The sequence below is a fragment of the Streptomyces sp. W16 genome (assembly GCF_033194735.1).
In the GTDB taxonomy this organism is placed as follows: domain Bacteria; phylum Actinomycetota; class Actinomycetes; order Streptomycetales; family Streptomycetaceae; genus Streptomyces.
Genome location: NZ_JAWOAI010000092.1, coordinates 1 through 24191, shown reverse-complemented (window position 1 = coordinate 24191; position 24191 = coordinate 1). Strand labels below are relative to the sequence as shown.

Here is a 24191-nt window from a genome sequence, read left to right as displayed (position 1 = left end):
CGAGGGCGGCGGCTCGGCGCTGCGGGCGGCCGGTCTCCAGGTGCTGGTGGCCACCTTCGTGGCGACCGGGGCGATCTTCGGGGCGGTCGACGTGGTCACCGTCGCGTTCGCCGACGAGCGGGGTCACAAGGGTGGCGCCAGTGTGGTGCTCGCCCTGTACGCGGCGGGGTCCTGTGCGGCCGGAGTCGTGTTCGGGCTGCTGCGCTTCCGGGGAGCGCCCGAACGTCGGTGGCTGCTGGGCATATGCACGATGGCCGTGAGTATGATCCCCCTCCTACTGGTCGGAAACTTGCCGCTTCTGGCCGTGGCGCTGTTCCTTGCGGGACTGTCCATCGCACCCACGATGATCACGACGATGTCCCTCATAGAAGAGCACGTACCTCGCGCGAAGCTCACCGAAGGCATGACCTGGGTGAGCACCGGCCTGGCGGTCGGGGTCGCGCTCGGCTCCTCCGTCGCCGGCTGGGTGATCGACGCAGCCGGCGCGCGGGCCGGGTACGGGGTTCCGGTGGTCGCCGGAGCCGTCGCGGTCGCGGTCGGTTTCCTCGGGTACCGCCGGCTCAGCAGACCGGCACCGGGTCGGGGAGGCACCGTTGTTGGGCACCACAGCGAGCGCGAGGAACGGCACGTGGCGTAACTGGGGCGGGACGGTCGCGTCCCGGCCCGCACGGGAGGTCATGCCCGCCTCCGTCGAGGAACTGGCCGCGGCCGTCCGCCGGGCCGGTGAGGACGGTCTGACGGTGAAGGCCGTCGGCAGTGGGCACTCCTTCACGTCGATCGCCGCCACGGACGGTGTGTTGATCCGCCCTCAACTCTTGACCGGCATCCGCAACATTGATCGCGATGCATTGACGGTCACGGTCGAGGCGGGCACCCCGCTCAAGAGACTCAACATGGCTCTCGCGCGCGAGGGTCTGTCGCTCACGAACATGGGCGACATCATGGAGCAGACGGTGTCGGGCGCGACCAGCACCGGGACCCACGGCAGCGGCCGCGAGTCGGCCTCGATCGCGGCCCAGATCAGGGGACTTGAGCTGGTCCTGGCGGACGGTTCGGTGCTGACCTGCTCCGAGAAGGAGAATCCGGACGTCTTCGCGGCGGCCCGCATCGGCCTCGGCGCCCTGGGCGTCGTCACCGCGATCACCTTCGCCGTGGAGCCCGTCTTCCTGCTCACGGCCCGCGAGGAGCCGATGCCCTTCGACGAGGTCACCAGCCGCTTCGACGAACTCTGGACCGAGAACGAACACTTCGAGTTCTACTGGTTCCCGCACACGGCGTCCACCAACACCAAGCGCAACAACCGCAGCGCGGGCCCGGAGCAGCCTGTGAAGCCGCTGGCGGGCTGGTTCGACGACGAGTTCGTGGCCAACGGCCTCTGGCAGGTGGCCAACATGGTCGGCCGCGCGGCACCCGCGACCATCCCGACCATCGCTCAGATCTCCACCCGGGCCTGGTCATCGCGGACGTACACGGACATCCCCTACAAGGTCTTCACCTCCACCCGCCGGGTGCGGTTCGTCGAGATGGAGTACGCCGTCCCGCGCGCCGCTCTGGTGGACACGCTGCGAGAACTCAAAGCGATGGTCGACCGTTCGAAGTTCAGGATCAGCTACCCGGTCGAGGTCCGCACCGCCCCGGCGGACGACATCACTCTGTCCACCGCCTCCGGCCGGGACAGTGCCTACATCGCCGTGCACATGTTCCGGGGCACGCCCTACCAGGCGTACTTCACCGAAGCCGAGCGCATCTTCACCGCGCACGAGGGCCGGCCGCACTGGGGCAAGGTGAACACCCGGGACGCCGAGTACTTCGCCGGGGTCTATCCGCGCTTCGGCGAGTTCACGGCGCTGCGGGACCGGCTGGATCCTGACCGGCGGTTCCAGAACGACTACTTGCGGAGGGTGCTGGGTCAGTAGCCGACGAGCCGTCCCGCGAGTCGGACGGGGAATCGGCCCGACCCGGTTCCCCGCGACGTGCGGGACGCTCGGATAGTTCCGTTTCAGGCTATTGCGTGAAGTACGCCACTTTCAAGATCGCCCGAACCCCGCTCCGAACCGCCAAGTCCCGCCCCCCACAAGAAGTTGGGCGGCGTGCCAATCCACGCACGTGGTCCAAATGGAGTACTGTTGCGAGCCCTGGGTGCGGTCTCCTGCCAGGGCGTCCGCGGCCTTTTGGACCGCCCAGAAGGGGCCAGTTGCACAGGGTGACGTAGTTTGTCACTTAGCGTTGCGAATAGGTAACCGTGCCATAACGGCGAGTCCGGGCCCGTGCCCGACACGCCGGGCAACTCGGCAAGGTTGTGGCAGGCTGCACCCGGGCAGGCCACACTCGACTAGCGGAAGCAGCGACGCACGTGACGTCGGCAGGCACCACCCGGGAGGTCCCCATGCCCGAACTGCGTGTCGTGGCCGTCTCTAACGACGGCACACGGCTGGTGCTGAAGGCTGCGGACAGCACGGAGTACACGCTTCCGATTGATGAGCGTCTGCGCGCCGCCGTACGCGGCGACCGTCCCCGCCTCGGCCAGATCGAGATCGAGGTGGAGAGCCATCTCCGCCCCCGAGACATCCAGGCACGTATACGTGCCGGCGCCTCCGCGGAGGAAGTCGCGCAACTCGCCGGCATCCCCGTCGACCGGGTGCGCCGCTTCGAGGGTCCCGTGCTCGCCGAGCGTGCCTTCATGGCCGAGCGGGCCCGGAAGACCCCTGTCCGCCGCCCCGGTGAGAACGCCGGACCCCAGCTCGGCGAGGCCGTCCAGGAACGGCTGACGCTGCGCGGTGCCGAGAAGGACACCGTTCAGTGGGACTCCTGGCGCCGCGACGACGGCACCTGGGAGGTCCTGCTGGTCTACCGGGTCGCGGGCGAACCGCACTCGGCGAGCTGGACGTACGACCCGCCCCGGCGGCTCGTCGCGGCCGTCGACGACGAGGCGCGCTCGCTGATCGGTGAGTCCGACGACCTCTCCGCCACCCCCGAGCCCAGCTTCCCGTTCGTCCCGCGGATCGCCCGGCTGCCCCGCGACCGCCCGCTGGACCGTGCCCTGGAGCGCCCGGAGCGTCCCGCGCTGCCGTCGCCCGAGCCGGTCGAGGAGAGCGAGCGCGACTCGCTGACCAGCCTCCTGGAGGCGGTACCGAGCTTCCGTGGCGACATGGTGGTCCCCGAGCGCCCCTCGGAGCCCCCGGAGGAGCCCGTCGAGGAGCCGGAGGCGGAGGAGCCCCCGGCACCCGCGGCCTCGGCCGGTTCGGCCTACGCGGATGTGCTCATGCCCCGTTCCGTCGGCGCCCACCGCGACCGGCTCATCGGCTCCACCGACCGTCAGGCCGAGGCGGACGGCGTCCGTCCGGGCCGCAGAGCGGCGGTCCCGAGCTGGGACGAGATCGTCTTCGGGACGCGAAGGAAGAAGCAGGAGTAGTACGGCAGTTGCTCGTACGAGGACGAGGGCCCACGCCGTTTCGGCAGCGGGCCCTCGTCCTCGTACAGGTGCTACTGGGGATCGGGGCCCACGGCGACCGGGCGCTCCGGGTCCGAGGACCACTCCGACCAGGAGCCGACGTAGAGCGCGGCCGGAATCCCGGCCACCGCCAGTGCCAGCACCTCATGGGCGCCCGAGACGCCCGAGCCGCAGTACACGCCGACGCCCGTGCCCTCCGTGGCGCCCAGGGACTTGAAGCGGGTGGCCAGTTCCTCCGCCGGGAGGAAGCGGCCGTCGGTGCCCACGTTCTCGTTGGTCGGCGCGGACACGGCACCCGGGATGTGGCCGCCGACCCGGTCGATCGGCTCCACCTCTCCCCGGTAACGCTCCCCCGCGCGGGCGTCGAACAGGACCCCGCCGCGGGCCAGCGCGGCGGCGCCGTCCGCGTCCAGGAGTTGCACGGCACCCGGCTCCGGCGTGAAGTCGCCCTCGGCCGGCGTCGGTGTATCCGTCTCCGAAGGACCCTCCCAAGAGGGAAGGCCGCCGTCGAGGACCCGCACGTCCGGGTGACCCGCCCATTGCAGCAGCCACCATGCGCGGGCCGCCGCCCAGCCCTGACCGCCGTCGTACACGACGACCGCGCGGTCGGCCGATACGCCCGCCCGGCGCATCGCGGCGCCGAAGCGCGCGATGTCGGGAAGGGGGTGCCGGCCGCGGGCGCCGGGAGTCGAGGCGAGTTCCTGGTCGAGGTCTACGTAGACAGCGCCCGGGATGTGCCCGGCGGCGTACTCGGCACGTCCGTCGAAGGGCGGTTCACCTGCGGCCTTCGCGACGCTGAGCTGCCAGCGGATGTCGAGGAGGACCGGCGGGTTCGTCCCGGCCAGATCGCTCGCCAGTTCGGATGCGGAGATGATGGCGTTCATGGCCACCATCCTCGCGCAAGGGGTGGCCGACACGTCCAGGTCCGACTACTCTGCCCGCCGGACAGTCTCGATCACGAGGCGTACGGGATCGAGCACATGGTGTACAACCGATGGACACCCCACGGCAATCAGCCGGAAACGGACGAGGGGCCACAGACCGGGCATCCTCCGTACGTGAGCCGCCCGTCGACGGCGCGGCCGGGGCGCGCCGCGCCGCAGGGGGTGCGAGCATCGGCTCGGGGCGTGACGCGGCTGCGGCACGCGGATCCGCAATGCGGAAGAAACGGCCACCGCGAGGGGCCGAGGAGAAGGTGACGATGACCGAGGCACGGGGGTCGGCCGGCCTGAACGGCGACACGCACACTCGGCGTACGCAGGGCACACCCTGCTGGGTGAGTCTGATGGTGCACGGCATGACCACGACTCAGGAGTTCTACGGAGAGCTGTTCGGTTGGGAATTCCAACCCGGTCCCCATCAGCTCGGCCCCTACGCGCGGGCCCTGCTCGACGGTCAGGAGGTGGCCGGCATCGGCCAGCTGCCGCCGGACCGGCATCTGCCCATCGCCTGGACGCCGTATCTCGCCTCGGACGACGTGGACCAGACGGCCGAGACGGTACGGATGTGCGGCGGCACGGTCGGGGTGGGCCCCCTGGACGCGGCCGAGGCCGGCCGGCTGGCCATCGGCTCCGACCCGTCGGGGGCGGTGTTCGGCATCTGGCAGGTCGCGGAACACCTCGGTACGTCCATCACGGGCGTCCCGGGCACACCCGCCTGGAACGAGCTGCTGACCTTCGAGACCGAGAGCGTCGCCAAGTTCTACGAGGCGGTGTTCGGCTACGAGGAGGTGCCGGTCGAGTCCGCCGACCTCGACTACGTCACCCTGCACCTGGACGGCGCCCCGGTCGCCGGCATCCACGGCGTCGGCACCGCCCTCCCCCGTGACCGGGGCCCGCACTGGATGACGTACTTCGAGGTCGCCGACACGGACGAGGCCCTGCGCCGCGTCACGGACCTGGGCGGCCACACCCTCGAACCGCCTCACGACAGCCCCCACGGCCGCGTGGCCACGGTCGCCGACCCCGAGGGCGCGATGTTCTCGGTGATCCAGGGGCCGCGGTAGTCCTTCGGGGCGCTTCCGGGTCGTGCGGGCGGATCATGAGGTCATCAGCCGCTCCGCACACCTGGGGAGGGCGACCCGGAGTCGTGAACCCTAGGCCGACGTCATCGGCAGCACGTCCGGTGACAGGGCCGCCGCACGTGCCGTGGCCGACGTCATCCGGCGTCGGTGATGGCGGCGGCACAGGACCTCGTAGCCGATGGCCACCGCCTGGTTGACGTCGCCGACCACCACCTGGGCACCCTCGACGACCATCTCGCCGCCTATGGTGCGGGCGTTGTGGGTGGCGCGGGCGCCGCACCAGCACAGGGCCTCGACCTGGAGGACCTCCACGCGGTCGGCGAGTTCCACCAGGCGCTGGGAGCCGGGGAAGAGCTTGGAGCGGAAGTCGGTCGTGATACCGAAGGCGTAGACGTCGAGGCCCAGGTCGTCGACCACGCGCGCGAGTTGGTCGATCTGCACGGGCGCCAGGAACTGTGCCTCGTCGGCGATGACGTAGTCCGCGCGACCGCCCTGGGAGAGGTGGTCGACGAGATACGCGTACAGGTCCTGCTCGTCCTCGACCTCCACCGCGTCGGTGACCAGGCCGAGGCGGGAGGAGAGCTTCCCCTCGCCCGCGCGGTCGTCCCGCGTGAAGATCACCCCTGCCAGGCCGCGCGCCGAGCGGTTGTGCTCGATCTGGAGCGCCAGGGTCGACTTCCCGCAGTCCATCGTTCCGGAGAAGAACACCAGCTCGGGCATGGGGAGTTGAGCACCTTTCGGCGAAGAGGAGGACGGTGGGGCTTCAGGAGCGTACTTCGAGCAGGGGGACGAGCTGTTCGGCAGGGGTCATGGAACCGTGGTTGCCGACCATCGCCGACTCCTTCGGTTCCCGCTCGGACGCGATGACCAGGACGTCGTCCCTGGCCGCCACGATCACGTCGCCGAGACGGTCGTGGACCCGCTCGTCGACCGTCGGCCCGAACCAGCCCGCCGCGATCGCCTCGTCCCGCGACGCCACCCAGAACTGTTCGCCCAGCACCTCGCGCCAGCAGGTCAGTACGTCGTTCTCGGCGCCCCGTACCGCGTAGACATGGCGTGCGCGGCCCTCGCCGCCGAGCAGGGCGACTCCGGCGCGCAGTTCCCAGTCCGCGTCGAAGTCGATGCGGTGTTCCTCGTCAAAGGGCACGTCGATCATGCCGTGGTCGGCGGTGACGTACAGCGCGCTGCGCGGCGGCAGTTGCTCGGCGAGGCGCTGGACGAGCCGGTCGACGTACATGAGCTGGCCGCGCCAGGTGTCGGAGGCGACGCCGTAGCGATGCCCCGCACCGTCGAGTTCGGCGTAGTACGTGTACACCAAGGAGCGGTCCCCGGCGGCCAGTTGCTCGGCCGCGAGGTCCATGCGCTCCTCGCCGGTCAGTCGCCCGAGGAACGTTCCGCCACTGAGCGCGACCTTCGTCAGCGGGGTGTTCTGGAAGGTGGGGGACGACACCTGGGCGGCGTGCACGCCCGCGTCCTGGGCCAGTTGGAAGATCGTGGGGTACGGCTGCCAGGGCTTCGGCTTGGTCCACGGCTGCCAGCGCAGCTGGTTCATCAGCGCGCCGGTGTCCGGGTTGCGCACGGTGTAGCCGGGCAGGCCGTGGGCGCCGGGCGGCAGGCCGGTGCCGACGGAGGCGAGGGAGGTCGCGGTGGTCGCCGGGTAGCCGGCGGTGAGCGGGCGTCCCGTGCCGCCGCGCGAGCTGCCGAGGAGCGCGTGCAGATAGGGCGCCTCGTCGGCGTGGTCCTTGATCTGCTCCCAGCCGAGACCGTCGACCAGGAAGACGCAGTTACGGTCGGCCGCGGTCAGTTCCGGGATCGCCGCGATCATGCCGGGTACGCCCATGCCGGCGGCCAGGGTGGGCAGCAGGTCGGCGAGAGAGCCGGAACCGTACTCGGGGACAGGTGCGGAGGCTACGGCGAGGGGCTCGGGGTGGTCCCAGGTTGCAGGCTGCGCCATCAGCGGGGAACGTCCGCTGTCGCCTCGGAGAGCGACTGCGCGAAGGCGAGGGTCTGCTGCACCGTCTCCGGGCCGTCCCCGGCCTCGCTGACGCGCAGGCTCAGGTCGTCCGCCGTCGAGTTGCCCGTGTAGCCGTGGTCGGCCTCGCAGTTGGGGTCGCCGCAGGCGGCCGGCTCCAGGTCGATCCGGGAGACGGCACCCCAACCGATGGTCAGCACGACCTCGCGGGGTGGTGTGCCCGGCTTGTACGACTCCGGGTTGGCGACCACGCGGCTGAGCACCACCGACGAGATCCGGCCGATCTTCACGGACTCCGTGGACGTCGTGGCGTACGGCGTCGGGGAGGTGCTGTCGGCGGCCTGCTCGTCGGTGTGGCTGACGATGAAGCGGTTTCCGGTGAGGACCAGCACGGTCACATGCCGGCGCACCTCGTTCTGGTCGAACGTGGTCTCCTGGTGGACCAGGAACGACCGGATCGGCTCGCCGCCCACGGCGGCCTCCACCGCCTCGGCCACGAGGGCCGGGTAGTAGCCGCTGCGCTCGATCGCCGCACGCAGCCCCTGGGTCGTCGTACTGGTCTTGGCCATGACGTCCATCCTACGGTGGCGCACTGACTGCGAGGCACCGCCGAGCACGGTCTTGTCACAGCCGTCTCAGTACACGGGATCAGCACGGGAAGCGTCCGTCAGTACACGGGAAGCGTCCTCGGGCCGAGGTCGTCGCGGACCGGTGGTGGGGCCAGGCGGACCGAGGCGCCGAGCACGCTCAGACCGTGCGCGGCGACGACGACCGGCTCCAGGGTCACCGCGACCACCTCGGGATGGTCGTCGACCAGCCGCGACACCCGCAGCAGCAGCTCCTCCAGGGCAGGCGTGTCGGCGGGCGTCGAACCGCGCCAGCCGAACAGGAGGGGTGCCGTCCGGATCGACCGGATCAGCGAACCGGCCTCCCGGTCCGTGACCGGAACCAGCCGGTGCGCGATGTCCCCGAGCAGCTGCGAGGCGGCTCCGGCGAGCCCGAACGACAGCACGGCCCCCGCCGCCGGATCGATGACGGCCCGCACGACGGTGTCGACTCCGCGCGGCGCCATCCGCTGCACGACCGGCCGCAGCTCCTCCGGCTTGCCGAACAGCTCGCCCAACTCGGCGTACGCCCGCCGCAGTTGGTCCTCGTCCGCGAGATCCAGGCGTACGCCGCCCAGGTCGGCGCGGTGTCGCAGGTGCGGGGCGGTGGCCTTGAGGGCGACCGGGTAGCCGAGGGTGCGGGCGGCCTCGGCGGCGGCATCGGGGGTGGGCGCGGGCAGCGCGCGGTGGACGTCGACGCCGTACATGCCGAGCAGTTCGCAGGTCTCTTCGACGCCGAGCGTGAGGCCCTGCCCGCGCGCGAGGAGCCCGCCGATCAGCCCGGCGGCCCCCTTCTCGTCGATGTCCTCGTACTCGGGCACCCGGCCGGGGTCGACGGCCTCGCGCCGCCACTGCGCGTACTTCACGGCTTCGGCGAGGGCGCGGACCGCGCGTTCGGCGGCGGGGTAGGCGGGGATGAGGCCGCCGCCTTCGGGGGTTCGCATTGCGGTGGACGGTCGTTCCGCGGGGCGAGGGGTGTCCCCCCGCTTCGAAACGGCCTGCGGTGCCGTACTCGTCGCTGCCGACAGCGCCGCCGCGAGTCCCCCGAGCTCCACATGCACCACCAGCACGGGTTTCCCGGGAACCTCCTCGGCCGCCGACCGCAGCGCCTCCGCCAGCGCCGCATCCTCCTCGGGCCCCTCCCCGACAGCGGGTATCGCGGTCACGACCACCGCATCGCAGGAGTCGTCGGCCAGCGCCCCCGACAGCGCCCGGTGGAAGTCCGCCGCCGTCGCCGCCGTCGTCAGATCCACCGGCGGCGTCGGCCGCAGCCCCTCGGAGAGGCACGCGTCATACGTCAGCAGCCCGAGCGACTCGGAGTTCCCCACGATCGCCACCCGAGCCCCGCCGGGCAACGGCTGGCGCGCCAACAGCAGCCCCGTGTCGACCAGTTCGGTGATCGTCTCGACGCGGATCACCCCGGCCTGCCCCAGCAGCGCGGACACCGTCGCGTGCGGCAGGCGCGTCGCGCGTACGGCGTGCCCCTGGGGGGCGGATCCCGCGCCCTGGACCACGACCAGCGGCTTCGCCGCCGCGGTGCGCCGGGCGAGGCGGGTGAACTTGCGGGGGTTGCCGATGGACTCCAGGTACATGAGGGCGACGTCGGTGTCGGGATCGTCGTACCAGTACTGGAGGACGTCGTTGCCGGACACGTCCGCGCGGTTGCCGGACGACACGAACGTGGAGACTCCCGTGACACCGGTGACGCCGCCGCCGCGCCGGTGCAGCCGGGAGAGCAGGGCGATGCCGATGGCGCCGGACTGGGCGAACAGTCCGATGCGTCCGGGGCGCGGCATCTCGGGGGCGAGGGACGCGTTCAGCCGTACGTCGGCGGCGGTGTTGATGACCCCGAAGGCGTTCGGCCCGATGATCCGCATCCCGTATGTGCGCGCGTGGCGGACGAGTTCGCGCTGGCGCTCGCGTCCCTCGGGGCCGCTCTCGGCGTAACCGGCGGTGACCACGACGAGCCCCTGCACCCCGTGTTCGCCGCACTCGGTGACTACTTGGGGGACGTGTTCGACCGGGACGGCGACGACCGCGAGGTCGACGGGGCCTTCGATGTCGCGCACCGAGCGGTACGCCGGCACTCCGTCGAGTTCCTTCCGCCCCTCCGGGAAGGCCTTGTTCACGGCGTACAGGCCGCCGGTGAACCCGGCGTCCCTGATGTTGTCGAGAACGCTGCGGCCCACTCCTCCGGGGGTACGGCCGACGCCGACGACGGCGACCGAGCCGGGCCCCAACAGCCGTCGTACGGACCGCGCTTCGGCGCGCTGCTCCCGCGCGCGCTGCACGGCGAGGGACCTGTCGGTGGGTTCGAGGTCAAACTCCAGGCGTACGACGCCGTCCTCGAAGCTGCGCTTCTGTGTGTAGCCGGCGTCCGTGAACACCTTGATCATCTTGTTGTTGGCGGGCAGCACCTCGGCGGCGAAACGGCGGATGCCGCGCTCACGGGCGACGGCCGCGATGTGTTCGAGGAGGGCGGAGGCGACACCCCTGCCCTGGTGCGCGTCCTGCACCAGGAAGGCGACCTCGGCCTCGTCGGCGGGGGCGGAGGCGGCACGCCCGTCGGCACTAATCCGGTCATAGCGTACGGTGGCGATGAACTCGCCGCCGACGGTGGCCGCGAGTCCCACCCGGTCCACAAAGTCGTGGTGCGTGAAGCGGTGGACATCCTTGGCGGACAGGCGAGGGTACGGCGCGAAGAAGCGGTAGTACTTCGACTCGTCGGAGACCTGCTCGTAGAAGCTGACCAGGCGATCGGCGTCGTCGACGGTGATGGGCCTGACGCGCGCGGTACCCCCGTCGCGCAGCACGACGTCGGCTTCCCAGTGCGCGGGGTACTCGTGCCGGTCCGACGAGGTCTGCATGGGCCCCAGCGTACGGCTCGCGTCCGACAACGGCGCGAGGCAGTCTGTGGGTGAAAGCAGCGAGGGGAAGTCGGGCCGAGGCCGCGGTCCGACCGCCCGCTCCGGACGGTCCACGGGGCCGGTCCGGGCTCGCTTCACGTGTGGGAAACTGGTCTAGACAACCCTGAGACTCTGAAGGGCAGCATCACATGGCTGAGCGCCGCGTCAACGTCGGCTGGGCGGAGGGCCTTCACGCCCGCCCCGCCTCCATCTTCGTCCGGGCCACCACGGCCTCGGGTATCCCCGTGACGATCGCCAAGGCCGACGGCAACCCCGTCAACGCGGCCTCCATGCTCGCGGTCCTGGGCCTGGGCGCCCAGGGCGGCGAGGAGATCGTCCTCGCGTCCGACGCCGAGGGCGCGGACGCCGCCCTCGACCGGCTGGCGAAGCTGGTCGCGGAAGGTCTTGAGGAACTCCCCGAGACCGTCTGAGCAACCCGCAATTGATGGTGACGGTGCTTTCGCCGCAAAAGCGATGTACCGCAACCGCGAAGGGCTCGTCCGAATTACCGGGCGAGCCCTTCGCATTTCCACTTACGGGCAGCAGAAATAATCCCCCGCGAATTATCTCCTCTTTGTATACGGCGCCCGTGTTAATGCCGGAGACCCGACATGTTTACGGGAGGTTGCGAAGTCCTCACACGCTCCGTGCCGTTCGCCCCGCCGGGAAAGCGCAGCCGGTGCGCGGTGCTCGCGCGCTCGGTGTGCAGGGCTGTGATCGCCCGCGCACGCTCGCTGTCACCGCGGGCCACGGCGTCCACGATGGCCCCGTGCTCGGCCCAGGACTCCACAGGGTTGGCCGGTGCCTCCACCGCGTACATCCAGGCGATCTTGTGCCGCAGCTGGGTCAGCATCGAGGTCAGCGACTGGCTCCCGGAGGCCTGGGCCAGCGTCTCGTGGAACCAGCTGCCCAGGGAGCGCAGATCCTCGCTGTTGCCCCTCCTGGCGCGCTCCTGGCCCAGCCTGACGAGGCCGCGCAGCACCTTGAGGTGGGCCTCGGTGCGCCGCTGGGCGGCCCGCGAGGCGCCGAGCGGCTCCAGCAGCATCCGCATCTCCAGCAGGTCGGCGGCCTCCTGCTCGGTCGGTTCCGCGACGCACGCGCCCGCGTGCCGCCGGGTCACCACGAACCCCTCCGCCTCCAGCGTGCGCAGGGCCTCCCGCACGGGGACGCGCGAGACGCCGTACCGGCGCGCGAGGAGTTCCTCCGTGAGCCGGCCGCCGCGCTCGTAGACACCGGCGACGATGTCGTCCCGGATCGCCGTGCATACCGAGTGCGCCGGAATACGCATGTCCGACCTCCGCCTTAATCCCCGTGAAACGTCGACGATTGACGTGTGTTCCGTGACTCTATTGCAATCAGCGGGAATTTCCGATGGCGGACCGGAATCCATGGATATTTTTTGGACAGGAGGGCTCCGGAAACGCCGAAAGCCCCGGCCGGGCGGGCCAGGGCTTCGGGAAGTGCGGCGGTGCGTCGTCAGACGTTCACACCGTGCTTGCGGAGGTAGGCGACGGGGTCGACGTCCGAGCCGTACTCGGCGGTCGTACGGGCCTCGAAGTGGAGGTGCGGTCCGGTGACGTTGCCGGTCGCCCCGGAGAGGCCGATCTGCTGGCCCGGGGTGACGCGCTGGCCGACGGAGACGCCGATGGACGACAGGTGGCCGTACATGGTGTACATGCCGTCGGCCATCTTGATCACGACCTGGTTGCCGTACGAGCCGCCCCAGCCGGCCTCGACGACGGTGCCGGAGCCCACCGCGTGGACGCTGGTGCCGGTCGAGGCGTGGAAGTCGATGCCCGTGTGGGCGCCGGAGGACCACAGGGAGCCACCGGTCTTGTAGCCGGTGGACACATAGGAGTCGGCGACCGGCGCGACGAAGGTGTTGAGCCTCTTGCGCTCGGCCTCGCGGGCGGCGCGCGCCTCGGCCACACGGGCCGCCTGGGCCTGCGCGGCGGCCTTGGCGCGGGCGGTCTCCTCGGCCAGCGTCTCGGCGGCGGCCTGCTGCTGCGCGACGGCCTGGGCGTCGATCTTCTCGGCCACGGAGTCGCCGATGGCGACGACAGGCGTAAGGCCGGTCTGTTCGGGGGCGGGCTCGGCGGCGAACGCGGGGGCGCTTGCCAGGGTGCCGACGACTCCGGTGGTGGCGAGCGCGGCGACGCTCGCGGCGCGCACGGTGGTGCGGTGGGTCCGGCTCGGGCGACGGTGCTTCCCGGTGGCGCGGGTGAACGCCATGAAGTGGCTGGTCCTTTCCTTCCTTCTCGCCTACCGGGTTAGCTGACGGGTTCGGAGCAGGAAGGTCTCCTACGGACCCCCTCGCTACACGCGCGGGCGTCCGATTCACCCCAGGGACTCTTGATGTGGGTCCCCGGCTCCCCTGGCTCGCGCCGTACGGGGACTCGGCGATGACTGTCCGGTGCCGCGAGTGCGGCGCGGTGCCTGACGGACAGCCGGACCGACGCTAAGGGGGGCCACTTTCAATCCCCAAACGGATCACGGTTTTTGTTGCACACGCCACAGGGCAGACAGGCAACCTCTCCCCCAATTCGGACAATAGGGAGCCCTGGTGACGCTTCCATCACCAGGGCCTCCCCACGCGCGTGTGCCGCTATTGCGTCTACTCCGCCGGTACGACGGTCACTTCGCCGATGCCGAGAGCCTCCACGGGCTCCCTGATCTGCTCCGCGTCGCCGACGAGGATCGTCACCAGACGGTCCACCGGGAAGGCGTTCACGACCGCCGCGGTGGCCTCCACGGTGCCGGTCGCGGCGAGCTGCTGATACAGCGTCGCCTGGTAGTCGTCGGGCAGGTGCTGCTCGACCTGGTCGGCCAGCGTGCTCGCCACGGCCGCCGCGGTCTCGTACTTGAGCGGCGCCACCCCGACGAGGTTCTGTACAGCGATGTCGCGCTCGGCGTCGGTGAGGCCGCCCTCGGCGAGCTTGCGGAGCACCGTCCACAGGTCGTCCAGGGCGGGACCGGTGTTCGGGGTGTCCACGGAGCCGCTGATGGCGAGCATCGCGGCGCCGGTGCCGTCGGGTGCCGAACGCAGCACCTGGCCGAAGGCCCGCACACCGTAGGTGTAGCCCTTCTCCTCCCGCAGGACGCGGTCCAGGCGGGAGGTGAGGGTGCCGCCCAGGCAGTACGTGCCGAGCACCTGGGCCGGCCACACCCGGTCGTGCCGGTCGGCTCCGACACGGCCGATGAGCAGCTGCGTCTGGACGGCGCCGGGCCGGTGCACGATCACGACCCGCCCGGTGTCGTCGGCGGTCACCGGCGGCACGGGACGCGGCTGCGCGGTCGAGCCCGTCCACGAGCCCAGGGTGTCGGCGAGGAGCGCGTCCAGGTCGATGCCGGTGAGGTCGCCGACGACCACGACGGTGGCCGTCGAGGGGCGAACGTGCCGGTCGTAGAAGGCGCGTACGGCCCCGGAGTCGATCTTCTCGACGGTCTCCTCGGTGCCCTGGCGCGGGCGCGACATGCGCGAGGTCACCGGGAACAGCTCCTTGGAGAGCTCCTTGGCCGCGCGGCGGGACGGGTTGGCCGTCTCGTGCGGGATCTCGTCGAGGCGGTTGCGGACCAGCCGCTCGACCTCGCTGTCCGCGAAGGCGGGTGCCCTGAGGGCGTCCGACAGCAGGCCGAGGCCCTTGGCCAGGCGCGAGGCCGGGACCTCCAGGCTCAGGCGCAGTCCGGGGTGGTCGGCGTGCGCGTCGAGGGTGGCGCCGGAGCGCTCCAGCTCGGCGGCGAACTCCTCGGCGGAGTGCTTGTCGGTGCCCTCGGAGAAGGCGCGCGCGGTGATCGTGGCGACGCCGTCCAGGCCGGCCGGTTCTGCGTCCAGGGGCGCGTCCAGGAGCACCTCGACGGCGACGACCTGCTGGCCGGGGCGGTGGCAGCGCAGGACGGTCAGGCCGTTGCCGAGCGTCCCGCGCTCGGGTGCCGGGAAGGCCCACGGCCTGGCCTCGCCGGCCTGGGGCTGCGGGTGGAATTCCATCGTGGCGAGCTCGGTCACTTGGCCGCCTCCTCGTTCTCGTCGCCGGCCTCGGCCGCTGCTTCGTCGTTCTCGTCGTCCTCGTCCGCGATCGGCTCGTAGACGAGCACCGCGCGGTTGTCGGGGCGCAGGCGGGCCTTGGCGACCTCCTGGACCTCCTCCGCCGTCACGTCCAGGACGCGCTTTACTGCGGTCAGGGCGAGCTGCGGGTCACCGAACAGGACGGCGTAGCGGCACAGTTCGTCGGCGCGGCCCGCAACCGTGCCGAGCCGGTCCAGCCACTCGCGCTCCAACTGGGCCTGGGCGCGCTCCATTTCCTCGGCAGTGGGGCCCTCCGCGGCGAACCGGGCGAGCTCGTCGTCGATGGCGGCCTCGATGACGGGCACCTCGACGTCCCCGGACGTCTTGACGTCCAGCCACCCCAGGGAGGGTGCTCCGGCCAGCCGCAGCAGACCGAAGCCGGCGGCCACGGCCGTACGGTCGCGCCGTACGAGGCGGTTGTAGAGGAGCGAGGACTCGCCGCCGCCGAGGATGGTGAGGGCGAGGTCGGCCGCGTCGGACGCGCGCGTGCCGTCCTCCGGGAGCCGGTAGGCACACATCAGGGCGCGGGCCGGGACCTCCTCGACGACGACCTCGCGCAGCTCCCCGCCCATCGAGTCGGGCAGCGCGCCGTCACGAGGCGTCGGCTTGCCGTCGTGCGACGCGATGGACCCGAAGTACTTCTCGATCCAGGCGAGCGTCTGCTCGGGGTCGATGTCGCCGACCACGGACAGGACGGCGTTGTTGGGCGCGTAGTAGGTGCGGAAGAACGCGCGCGCGTCCTCCAGGGTGGCCGCGTCCAGGTCCGCCATCGAGCCGATGGGCGTGTGGTGGTAGGGGTGGCCCTCCGGGTAGGCGAGGGCGGTCAGCTTCTCGAACGCCGTCCCGTAGGGCACGTTGTCGTAGCGCTGGCGGCGTTCGTTCTTGACGACGTCCCGCTGGTTCTCCATCGACTCCTCGTCGAGGGCGGCGAGCAGGGAGCCCATGCGGTCGGCCTCCAGCCAGAGGGCGAGCTCCAACTGGTGGGTGGGCATGGTCTCGAAGTAGTTGGTGCGCTCGAAACTGGTGGTGCCGTTGAGCGAACCGCCCGCGCCCTGCACGAGTTCGAAGTGTCCGTTGCCCTTCACCTGTCCGGAGCCCTGGAACATCAGGTGCTCGAAGAGGTGAGCCAGGCCGGTACGCCCCTTGACCTCGTGGCGGGAACCGACGTCGTACCAGAGGCACACCGCCGCGACCGGGGTCAGGTGGTCCTCGGAGAGGACCACGCGCAGACCGTTGGCCAAGCGGTGTTCGGTCGCTGTCAGACCGCCGGACCCTGCCTCGGCGGTGGCCGTGTGACCCATGGGCATGTACGTCCCTTCGATCGCGGATTCTCTGGCTGGAACCGCAGAAATCCTGCTCGTCCCGCCACTGTATGCAAGCGTGCGGACCGTCGGCGAAGTTCCCGGCGGACGTACGCCGAGAGCGAGATCGCGTAGCCTGCGGGCTGTCGCACACGTGGACCCACGCGGCAGCCTTCGGTGACGGAGCCGAGCGGCCAACGCCGGGTCCTGGTCCGCGTTGTCAGTGCCGCGGTCCACAATGGTTCACGTCAAGACCCCGTTCACGCTTCAGCAAGAGTGAGCCGAAGGGGAGCGACCCCCAGGCGAGCGACCAGAAAAGAGGAGCCGGCAGCGATGGCCCGCCGCAGCACGAAGACCCCGCCGCCCGACGACTCGTTCGAGGAGCGGATCCTCGACATCGACGTCGTCGACGAGATGCAGGGCTCCTACCTTGAGTACGCGTACTCGGTCATCTACTCCCGGGCCCTGCCGGACGCCCGGGACGGCCTGAAGCCGGTCCACCGACGGATCGTCTACCAGATGGACGAGATGGGCCTGCGCCCCGACCGCGGCTTTGTGAAGTGCGCGCGTGTCGTCGGCGAGGTCATGGGCAAGCTGCACCCGCACGGCGACGCGTCGATCTACGACGCCCTGGTGCGTATGGCCCAGCCCTTCTCCATGCGCGTCCCCCTGGCCGACGGCCACGGCAACTTCGGCTCGCTGGGCAACGACGACCCGCCCGCCGCCATGCGGTACACCGAGTGCCGGCCGTCCGAGGCCGCGAACCTGATGACCGAGTCGATCGACGAGGACACGGTCGACTTCGCCCCGAACTACGACGGCCAGGAGCGGGAGCCGGTGGCCCTGCCCGCCGCCTTCCCGAACCTGCTGGTGAACGGCTCGTCGGGCATCGCCGTCGGCATGGCCACCAACATGCCGCCGCACAACCTGGGCGAAGTCATCGCGGCGGCCCGCCATCTGATCCGCTATCCGAACGCGGACCTCGACACCCTGATGCGGCACGTCCCCGGCCCCGACCTGCCCACGGGCGGCCGGATCGTCGGTCTGACCGGCATCCGGGACGCCTACGAGACGGGCCGCGGCACCTTCAAGATCCGTGCCACGGTGGCGGTGGACGATGTCACACCACGCCGCAAGGGTCTGGTCGTCACCGAACTGCCCTTCTCCGTGGGCCCGGAGAAGGTGATCGCCAAGATCAAGGACCTGGTCGGCGCGAAGAAGCTGCAGGGCATCGCCGACGTCAAGGACCTCACCGACCGCGCGCACGGCCTGCGCCTGGTCATCGAGATCAAGAACGGCTTCGTCCCGGAAGCGGTCCTGGAGCAGCTCTTCAAGCTGACGCCGATGGAGGAGTCCTTCGGCATCAACAACGTCGCCCTGGTGGACGGTCAGCCCCTCACGCTGGGCCTCAAGGAACTCCTGGAGGTCTATCTCGACCACCGCTTCGAGGTCGTACGGCGGCGCAGCGAGTTCCGCCGCACCAAGCGGCGCGACCGCCTCCACCTGGTGGAGGGCCTGCTCACCGCGCTCGTCGACATCGACGAGGTCATCCGGATCATCCGCTCCAGCGACAACTCCGCGCAGGCGAAGCAGAGTCTGATGGAGCGCTTCTCGCTGAGCGACATCCAGACGCAGTACATCCTGGACACGCCGCTGCGCCGGCTCACCCGGTTCGACCGGATCGAGCTGGAGTCGGAGATGGAGCGCCTCACCGCGGAGATCGCCGAGCTGACCCGGATCCTGGACTCGGACACCGAGCTGCGCAAGCTGGTCTCGACCGAACTGGCCGCGGTGGCGAAGAAGTTCGGCACCGACCGGCGTACGGTCCTGCTGGAGTCGGCGGGCGCCCCAGCCGCCACCGTGCCGCTCCAGGTCGCCGACGACCCGTGCCGGGTGCTGCTCTCCTCGACGGGCCTGCTGGCCCGTACGGCGAACGGCGAGCCCTTCCCGGAGGACGCCGAGGCCCGGCGCGTCAAGCACGACGTGATCGTCTCGGCGGTCCCGGCCACGGCACGCGGCGAGCTGGGCGCGGTCACCTCGGCCGGCCGGCTGCTGCGCATCAACGTCGTCGACCTCCCGCAGCTCCCGGAGACGGCGTCCGCGCCGAACCTCTCCGGCGGCGCGGCGGTCACGGAGTTCGTCTCCCTGGAGGACGGCGAGACGGTCGTCTGCCTGACCACCCTCGACGAGTCGTCCCCGGGTCTGGCCATCGGCACGGAACAGGGCGTCGTCAAGCGCGTGGTCCCCGACTACCCCACGAACAAGGAGGAGTTGGAGGTCATCACGCTCAAGGACGGCGACCGGATCGTCGGCGCGATCGAGCTGCGCACCGGCGAGGAGGACCTCGTGTTCATCACGGACGACGCCCAGCTCCTGCGCTACCAGGCCTCCCAGGTGCGTCCCCAGGGCCGACCGGCCGGCGGTATGGCGGGCATCAAGCTCACCGACGGCGCGAAGGTCATCTCCTTCGTGGCCGTCGACCCGGCGGTGGACGCGGTCGTCTTCACGGTCGCGGGTTCGCGCGGCACACTCGACGACTCCGTCCAGACGACGGCCAAGCTGACCCCGTTCGACCAGTACCCCCGCAAGGGCCGCGCCACCGGCGGCGTCCGCTGCCAGCGCTTCCTGAAGGGCGAGGACTGTCTGTCCCTGGCCTGGGCGGGCGCCGTACCGGCGAAGGCCGCACAGCGGGACGGCACCCCGGCCGAACTCCCGGAGATGGACCCGCGCCGCGACGGCTCGGGCGTGTCCCTGCCGAAGACCGTGTCGGTGGTGGCGGGCCCGGTGTAGCCCGCCCCCTCGGGCCTACGGTTCCGGATCCGGGTCCAACTCCGGCTCGGATTCCGGTTCCTGGTCCGGTTCTTGTACGTAACGCAGGACGCCCCACATACCGTGCTCGTCGGCGTGTGGGGCGTCGCCGTCTCCGCACGCCTCCAACTCCTTGCCGAGCGCGGCCAGGTCGAGACCGGTACCGATCAGCACGAGCTGCGTGAGCCGGGCGTCCCCGCTCGCCCAGGGCTCGGGATAGAACCGCAGGAAGCGTCCTACGGCGTGCACGGCGTACCGGTTGCGGGGATCGTGGGCGCCGAAGTCGACGTACCCCTTGATCCGGTAGAGCCCCTCGGGCCTGCTGTCCAGGAACCCCATCAGCCCGCGCGGGTCCATGGGCACGTCGGAGGCGAAGGAGAGGCTGTCGTAGGCGGTGTGCAGGTGGCCGGCATGTTCGTGCCCATCGCCGGTGTGCTCGTGCAGGTCGTCGAAGGTCAGCTGCCCGACGCGCTCCTCGCCGGGCCTGCAGTCGAAGAGGAACTCCGGGTCGATACGGCCGTAGGTGGCGGGCACCACGGCGGCCCGGTCGGTGAGGGAGCGGACGAGTCCGAGGACGCGCTCGGCGTCGGGCGCCCGGTCCAGCTTGTTGACGACGACCAGGTCGGCGAGGGCGAGATGCCGGTCGATCTCGGGATGCCTGGCGCGGGTGTCGTCGAACTCGGCGGCGTCGACGACCTCGACGAGTCCGCCGTAGACGATCCCCGGGTGTTCGCTGGCAAGCAGCATGCGGACGAGTTCCTGGGGTTCGGCGAGTCCGCTGGCCTCGATGACGATGACGTCGATACCGGTGGAGGGGTGGGCGAGCCGTTCCAGATAGACGTCGAGTTCACTGGCGTCGACGGCACAGCACAGGCATCCGTTGCCGAGCGAGACGGTCGAGTCGCCGAGGGCCCCGGCCACGGCCAGCGCGTCGATCTCGATCGCCCCGAAGTCGTTGACGATCGCGCCGATACGGCTGCCTCCGCTGCGGTGCAGGAGGTGGTTGAGCAGGGTCGTCTTGCCGGAGCCGAGGAATCCGGCGAGTACGACGACGGGGATCTGCGGGGGACTTGAGACCGGCGCCCCGCTCTCGCTCGGGCTCGGGTTCTGCTGGCTCAACGTGCGACCTCTTTCACGCCGACGCGTGCACCGGATCGCGGTCGGGTGCACGTACGGAGGTTGAATGCCGCCCCAGGATACGAGCCGGAGGAATCGCCGTGAAGTGAACGATTGTTAGCACCCCTCGCGGGGCACACGTTGGGGAAGGCGCCGGTTCGTGCGACCCTCGCTTCCCTCCGTGCGCCTCCTCTCCGCCTCCCTGCCGATCAGAGCCGCTCGGCACTCTGGGAGACGGCAAGCGCCGCCCATCGCTCGCCGGTCCCCGTCTCTGTCAACCCGCACCCGACGACCGGCGGACGGCCGCCTGATTCGGGGGTATTGACATGGCCACACGGAACGCTCGGCTTCGGAGGCTCAGGGCCGTCGCCTCGGTGGGCGCCGGTCTGGCGGCAGGCGCAGCCGTCGCCCTGGCCGCCCAGCGGCCCGCGCTCCACTCCTTGCGCACACGGATCGAGCGCCTGGAGGAGACCGCCCAGACACAGCGTCAGACGAACTTCGCCCACCAGCAGCGCCTGCACTGGGAGTTACTCAGCAAGGCCATGGACGATCCGGATCTGGCCGAGGTGCTGGACGCCTACAACGGGACCGTCCCACCGAGGAAGCAGCGCCAATTCCTCTTCGCCAACGCCCTGTACACCAATGCTCTCTGCTACTACCGCATGGGCAACATGACCCGGGAGGAGTTCTTCGGCTTCGCCCGGAGCATGCTCCAGAATCCCGTCTTCCGCGAGTACTGGCGTGCTACCCACCCCCACCGGGCAACACTGATCGACGCGTCCGAAGAGGCCAAGCTCGGACGCATGGTTGACGATCTCCTGGTCCAACTGGAGGAAACGGACATCGACGAATGGTGGGTGGTCGGAGAACCGCCGCCGGAGTAGCGCGACCCGGCGCCCGGGCGTGAACCGCCACCTCGCGCGCCACCCTTGAGGGCGCATCACGCGGTTGGGCGATAACAAACCCGTAAACCGGTGCGTTTGCCCAGGTGCCAACAAGGTTGACTACTGCGCATCCTGCGGAACGGGTCGATCCCCGCCGAACCGCACTCCACGCCGCTCGGGTGCCGAGGCCGCGGCCCTACCGGGCCGTATCGCACCGCGCGGCACCGGCGCGCACCAGCCTCTAGACCAAAGGGAATACCAGAACAGTGAGCCAGATCATCCGTCGGATTGGTACCCCGCCGAGCGCGAGGGGAAGCGCAACAGGTGCCAATTGCCCCGATATCTTCGAGCTGTCCGACGGAAGGTTCGCGGTCATCGGCACGGACGTCACCGCCGAGTTCGACGCCCAGCTCCCCGCCGACGCCTCCAGAGCCGAATACGAACGCATTGTCGTGGTCACTCGCGAGACCCTTATTCATGCCAAGGGCGACATTCCAGACGCATAGCCGGCGGGGACGATTCACCCCGCGCACCCCAGCATTCAGTCAGCCTGTGTTCATTGACCTCAAGGTCACAGTCTGAAAGGCCCCGCAATGGTGGCAATCGTACGGCGGATCGGCGACTCACCCGGAGTGCGCGGCAGCGCATCCGGTCAGACCTGTCCCGATATTTTCGAACTCAGTGACGGCAACTACGCGGTCATCGGAACGGAAGCCACGGCAGAACTGGACGCCGAACTCCCCGCCGACGCCTCCAGAGCCGACTACGAACGCATCGTGATCATCAGCCGGGAGACACTCATCCGCGCCCGTAAGGACATTCCTCGCGACTGACGTCGTGGACCGTCGCCCGGCGCGTACCGGCACAGGGGCGGGTTCGGCACCGATCGTGGCGCCGGACCCGCCCCTGTGTGTCACCCCGGCACCGGGACCGGCGCCTCCACCCCCACATACCGTGCGACCGGCCGGATGATCTTCGAGTCCTCCGCCTGTTCCACGACGTTCGCGCTCCAGCCCACCACCCGCGCCGCCGCGAACGTGGGGGTGAACATCTCCCGGGGCAGCCCGCAGAGTTCCATCACCAGCCCCGCGTAGAACTCGACGTTCGTGTGGAGTTCGCGGCCCGGCTTGAGTTCGGCGAGGATCGCCTCCACCTGGCGTTCGACCTCGACGGCGAACTCGACCCGGGGTCCGCCGAACTGCTGGGCGACCTCACGCAGCATCCGGGAGCGCGGGTCCTCGGTGCGGTAGATCGCGTGACCGAAGCCCATGATGCGGTCGCCGGCGAGGACGCGTTCACGGATCCAGGGGTCGATACGGTCCGGGGTGCCGATCGCGTCCAGGGTGTCCAGGGCACGACTGGGCGCACCGCCGTGCAACGGGCCCGAGAGCGCCCCCACGGCCCCGACCAGGCAGGCCGCCACATCCGCCCCCGTCGACGCGATGACCCGCGCGGTGAAGGTTGACGCATTGAATCCGTGGTCAATGGTTGAGATCAAGTATTGCTCGATCGCCCTGGCCTGCTGCTTGTCCGGCTCCGAACCCGTCAGCATGTAGAGGTAGTTGGCCGCGTACGACAGATCCTCGCGGGGCTCCACGGGGTCGAGTCCCCGGCCCCGCCGGTACAGTGCGGTCAGCAGCGTCGGTACGGCGGCGGAGGCCACGAGGGTGTCCGCGCGCCGCGCGTCGGCGTCGATGTCGTACACCGGTCGGAAGCCCTTCGCCGCGCCGAGCAGCGACAGTGCCGTACGCATGCCGGACAGCGGTCCGGACGTCCCGCTCGCCGCCGCCACGGCGGGCAGTGCGGCCCGCACCTCGTCGGGCAGCCGGCGCAGTGCCGCGGTCTCGGCGGCGAAGGCGGCGCCCTGTTGGGCGTCCGGCAGTTCGCCGTGGGCCAGGAGATACCAGACGTCCTCGAAGCCGCGGGTCTGCGCGAGCTCTACGGCGGAGTACTGGCGGTAGTGGTAGAAGCCCTCGGTCCCCCGGACGTCACCGATTCGGGTGTCGGTGACGACGACGCCCGCGAGTCCCCGCGGAACCTCGATACGAGTGGCTGCGGCCCTGTTGATGGACATGTTTCCTCCCTGGACTTGATTCAAATGTCCATGGTTGACTCAATCTCTGTCAATATTGATTGAATCAATGTAATCAGGAGTGGATACGGTGACCTCCATGCGCGATCAAGAAACCGCTCCCGGTCACCCCGAGCGACGGCTGAGCACCAAGGAGACCGCCGAGCTGCTCGGCGTGAAGCCCGAGACCGTGTACGCATACGTGAGTCGCGGGCAGCTGGGCAGCAGGCGCGAGCCCGGTGGCCGGGGCAGCACCTTCGACGCCAAGGAGGTGGAGGCGCTCGCCCGGCGCAACAGGCGGGAGGGCAGCGGGAGTTCGGGTTCCGGGGGCGAGTTGTCCGTGCGGACCCGCATCACGCTCATCGAGAAGGACCGGTACTTCTTCAGGGGTGTCGACGCGACCGAGCTGGCCGCGCGCCACTCCTACGAGGAGATCGCCGAGTGGCTGTGGACCGGGGAGTTGCGTCCCGGGATCACGTTCACCGCGTCCAGGGCAAGCGTCGCCGTCGCCCGCCGCGCCGTGGACGCACTGCCCGAACACACCGGCCCCACCGACCGGTTGCGGGTCGCGGCCATCGCGGCGGCAACGGCGGACCCGCTGCGTTTCGACCTGTCCGAGGACGCCGTGCTCGGCACGGCACGCACTCTCATCCCCACTCTCGTCGCCGCCCTGCCACCGGTGCGGCGCGCCCATCGCGACGAAGGTCCGCTCGCCCACCGCCTGTGGGCACGGCTGAGCGGACAACCTGCTGACGAGGCGTCACTGAACGCCCTGGACACGGCACTCGGCCTGCTCGTCGACCACGACCTGGCCGCGTCCACCCTCGCGGTGCGGGTCGCCGCCTCGGCCCGCGCGCACGCCTACGCGGCCGTCTCCTCCGGCCTGGGCGTCCTGGAAGGCCCTCTGCACGGCGCGGCCAGCGGCCTGGCGCACCGGATGCTGCTCGACGTGCTCGACCAGGGCAGCGCCGCCCCGGTGGTCGCCGACGAA

General features: G+C 70.5%; 21 protein-coding genes and 1 riboswitch. Of the genes, 10 read left to right on the top strand and 11 right to left on the bottom strand.

The window, feature by feature from the left end:
• The 3 genes from R6V09_RS15125 to sepH all read left to right on the top strand — a co-directional run.
• The coding region (locus R6V09_RS15125; protein ID WP_317881913.1) for an MFS transporter at positions 1-637 on the top strand (637 nt) is incomplete at its 5' end.
• A complete protein-coding gene (locus R6V09_RS15120; protein WP_317881916.1) occupies positions 597-1916 on the top strand; it encodes a D-arabinono-1,4-lactone oxidase in 1320 nt (439 codons plus the stop codon). The genes R6V09_RS15125 and R6V09_RS15120, both read left to right, overlap by 41 nt.
• A gap of 470 nt (positions 1917-2386) precedes the next feature.
• Positions 2387-3412 carry a septation protein SepH gene (gene sepH, locus R6V09_RS15115; RefSeq protein ID WP_317881912.1) on the top strand — a complete coding sequence of 342 codons (1026 nt, stop codon included), beginning with the start codon at positions 2387-2389 and terminating at the stop codon, positions 3410-3412.
• A gap of 71 nt (positions 3413-3483) precedes the next feature.
• Here sepH and R6V09_RS15110 read toward each other — a convergent pair whose 3' ends face one another.
• The gene (locus R6V09_RS15110; protein ID WP_317881911.1) at positions 3484-4335 is read right to left on the bottom strand and encodes a sulfurtransferase; all 852 of its coding nucleotides are present in this window, start codon (positions 4333-4335) and stop codon (positions 3484-3486) included.
• A gap of 317 nt (positions 4336-4652) precedes the next feature.
• Here R6V09_RS15110 and R6V09_RS15105 point away from each other — a divergent pair, with 317 nt between their 5' ends.
• Positions 4653-5456, top strand: coding sequence for a VOC family protein (locus R6V09_RS15105; RefSeq protein ID WP_317881910.1), 804 nt, complete (start codon positions 4653-4655; stop codon positions 5454-5456).
• Positions 5457-5546: 90 nt separating this feature from the next.
• On the opposite strand, the gene R6V09_RS15100 is transcribed toward R6V09_RS15105, so the two are convergent.
• The 4 genes from R6V09_RS15100 to R6V09_RS15085 all read right to left on the bottom strand — a co-directional run bounded on the left by R6V09_RS15100 (position 5547) and on the right by R6V09_RS15085 (position 10918).
• Positions 5547-6194 (bottom strand): thymidine kinase, encoded by a 648-nt coding sequence (locus R6V09_RS15100; protein ID WP_317881909.1) that lies wholly within the window; start codon positions 6192-6194, stop codon positions 5547-5549.
• Between the two features lie 43 nt (positions 6195-6237).
• Positions 6238-7428: an alkaline phosphatase family protein gene (locus R6V09_RS15095; RefSeq protein ID WP_317881908.1), complete on the bottom strand. Its 1191-nt coding sequence runs from the start codon at positions 7426-7428 to the stop codon at positions 6238-6240.
• A complete protein-coding gene (locus R6V09_RS15090) occupies positions 7428-8015 on the bottom strand; it encodes a DUF5998 family protein (RefSeq protein ID WP_019072945.1) in 588 nt (195 codons plus the stop codon). Before R6V09_RS15090 ends, R6V09_RS15095 begins: the two co-directional genes overlap by 1 nt.
• Positions 8016-8113: 98 nt before the next feature.
• Positions 8114-10918, bottom strand: coding sequence for a bifunctional acetate--CoA ligase family protein/GNAT family N-acetyltransferase (locus R6V09_RS15085; protein ID WP_317881907.1), 2805 nt, complete (start codon positions 10916-10918; stop codon positions 8114-8116).
• Between the two features lie 188 nt (positions 10919-11106).
• Between R6V09_RS15085 and R6V09_RS15080 the strand changes: the two genes are divergently transcribed.
• The gene (locus R6V09_RS15080) at positions 11107-11388 is read left to right on the top strand and encodes an HPr family phosphocarrier protein (protein WP_013000229.1); all 282 of its coding nucleotides are present in this window, start codon (positions 11107-11109) and stop codon (positions 11386-11388) included.
• Between the two features lie 161 nt (positions 11389-11549).
• Here the strand turns inward: R6V09_RS15080 and R6V09_RS15075 are convergent, their stop codons facing one another.
• From R6V09_RS15075 to R6V09_RS15060, 4 genes are all read right to left on the bottom strand, one after another.
• Positions 11550-12245, bottom strand: coding sequence for a GntR family transcriptional regulator (locus R6V09_RS15075; RefSeq protein WP_317881906.1), 696 nt, complete (start codon positions 12243-12245; stop codon positions 11550-11552).
• Positions 12246-12433: 188 nt separating this feature from the next.
• Positions 12434-13189: a M23 family metallopeptidase gene (locus R6V09_RS15070; protein WP_317881905.1), complete on the bottom strand. Its 756-nt coding sequence runs from the start codon at positions 13187-13189 to the stop codon at positions 12434-12436.
• A gap of 13 nt (positions 13190-13202) precedes the next feature.
• Positions 13203-13369, bottom strand: a riboswitch (cyclic di-AMP (ydaO/yuaA leader).
• A 202-nt stretch (positions 13370-13571) separates the two neighbouring features.
• Entirely contained in the window at positions 13572-14960 is a 1389-nt protein-coding gene (locus R6V09_RS15065; protein WP_317881904.1) for a M16 family metallopeptidase, read from the bottom strand.
• Positions 14957-16321 (bottom strand): M16 family metallopeptidase, encoded by a 1365-nt coding sequence (locus tag R6V09_RS15060; RefSeq protein WP_317881915.1) that lies wholly within the window; start codon positions 16319-16321, stop codon positions 14957-14959. The genes R6V09_RS15065 and R6V09_RS15060 overlap by 4 nt, the downstream gene beginning before the upstream one ends.
• A gap of 333 nt (positions 16322-16654) precedes the next feature.
• Here R6V09_RS15060 and R6V09_RS15055 point away from each other — a divergent pair, with 333 nt between their 5' ends.
• A complete protein-coding gene (locus tag R6V09_RS15055) occupies positions 16655-19111 on the top strand; it encodes a DNA gyrase/topoisomerase IV subunit A (protein WP_317881903.1) in 2457 nt (818 codons plus the stop codon).
• Positions 19112-19126: 15 nt separating this feature from the next.
• On the opposite strand, the gene R6V09_RS15050 is transcribed toward R6V09_RS15055, so the two are convergent.
• Positions 19127-20248 (bottom strand): CobW family GTP-binding protein, encoded by a 1122-nt coding sequence (locus R6V09_RS15050; RefSeq protein WP_317881902.1) that lies wholly within the window; start codon positions 20246-20248, stop codon positions 19127-19129.
• Between the two features lie 323 nt (positions 20249-20571).
• Between R6V09_RS15050 and R6V09_RS15045 the strand changes: the two genes are divergently transcribed.
• From R6V09_RS15045 to R6V09_RS15035, 3 genes are all read left to right on the top strand, one after another.
• Positions 20572-21129, top strand: a complete 558-nt coding sequence (locus tag R6V09_RS15045; protein WP_317881901.1) for a DUF6082 family protein — start codon at positions 20572-20574, stop codon at positions 21127-21129.
• Between the two features lie 266 nt (positions 21130-21395).
• Complete coding sequence (locus R6V09_RS15040) at positions 21396-21635, top strand: hypothetical protein (protein ID WP_200812173.1); 240 nt, start codon at positions 21396-21398, stop codon at positions 21633-21635.
• Between the two features lie 87 nt (positions 21636-21722).
• Positions 21723-21962 (top strand): hypothetical protein, encoded by a 240-nt coding sequence (locus tag R6V09_RS15035; protein ID WP_442810056.1) that lies wholly within the window; start codon positions 21723-21725, stop codon positions 21960-21962.
• An 80-nt stretch (positions 21963-22042) separates the two neighbouring features.
• Here R6V09_RS15035 and R6V09_RS15030 read toward each other — a convergent pair whose 3' ends face one another.
• Complete coding sequence (locus tag R6V09_RS15030; protein WP_317881900.1) at positions 22043-23203, bottom strand: citrate synthase/methylcitrate synthase; 1161 nt, start codon at positions 23201-23203, stop codon at positions 22043-22045.
• Positions 23204-23300: 97 nt separating this feature from the next.
• On the opposite strand from R6V09_RS15030, the gene R6V09_RS15025 reads away from it, so the two are divergent.
• Positions 23301-24191 (top strand): citrate/2-methylcitrate synthase (locus R6V09_RS15025; RefSeq protein WP_317881899.1); only part of this gene is annotated, 891 nt, incomplete at its 3' end.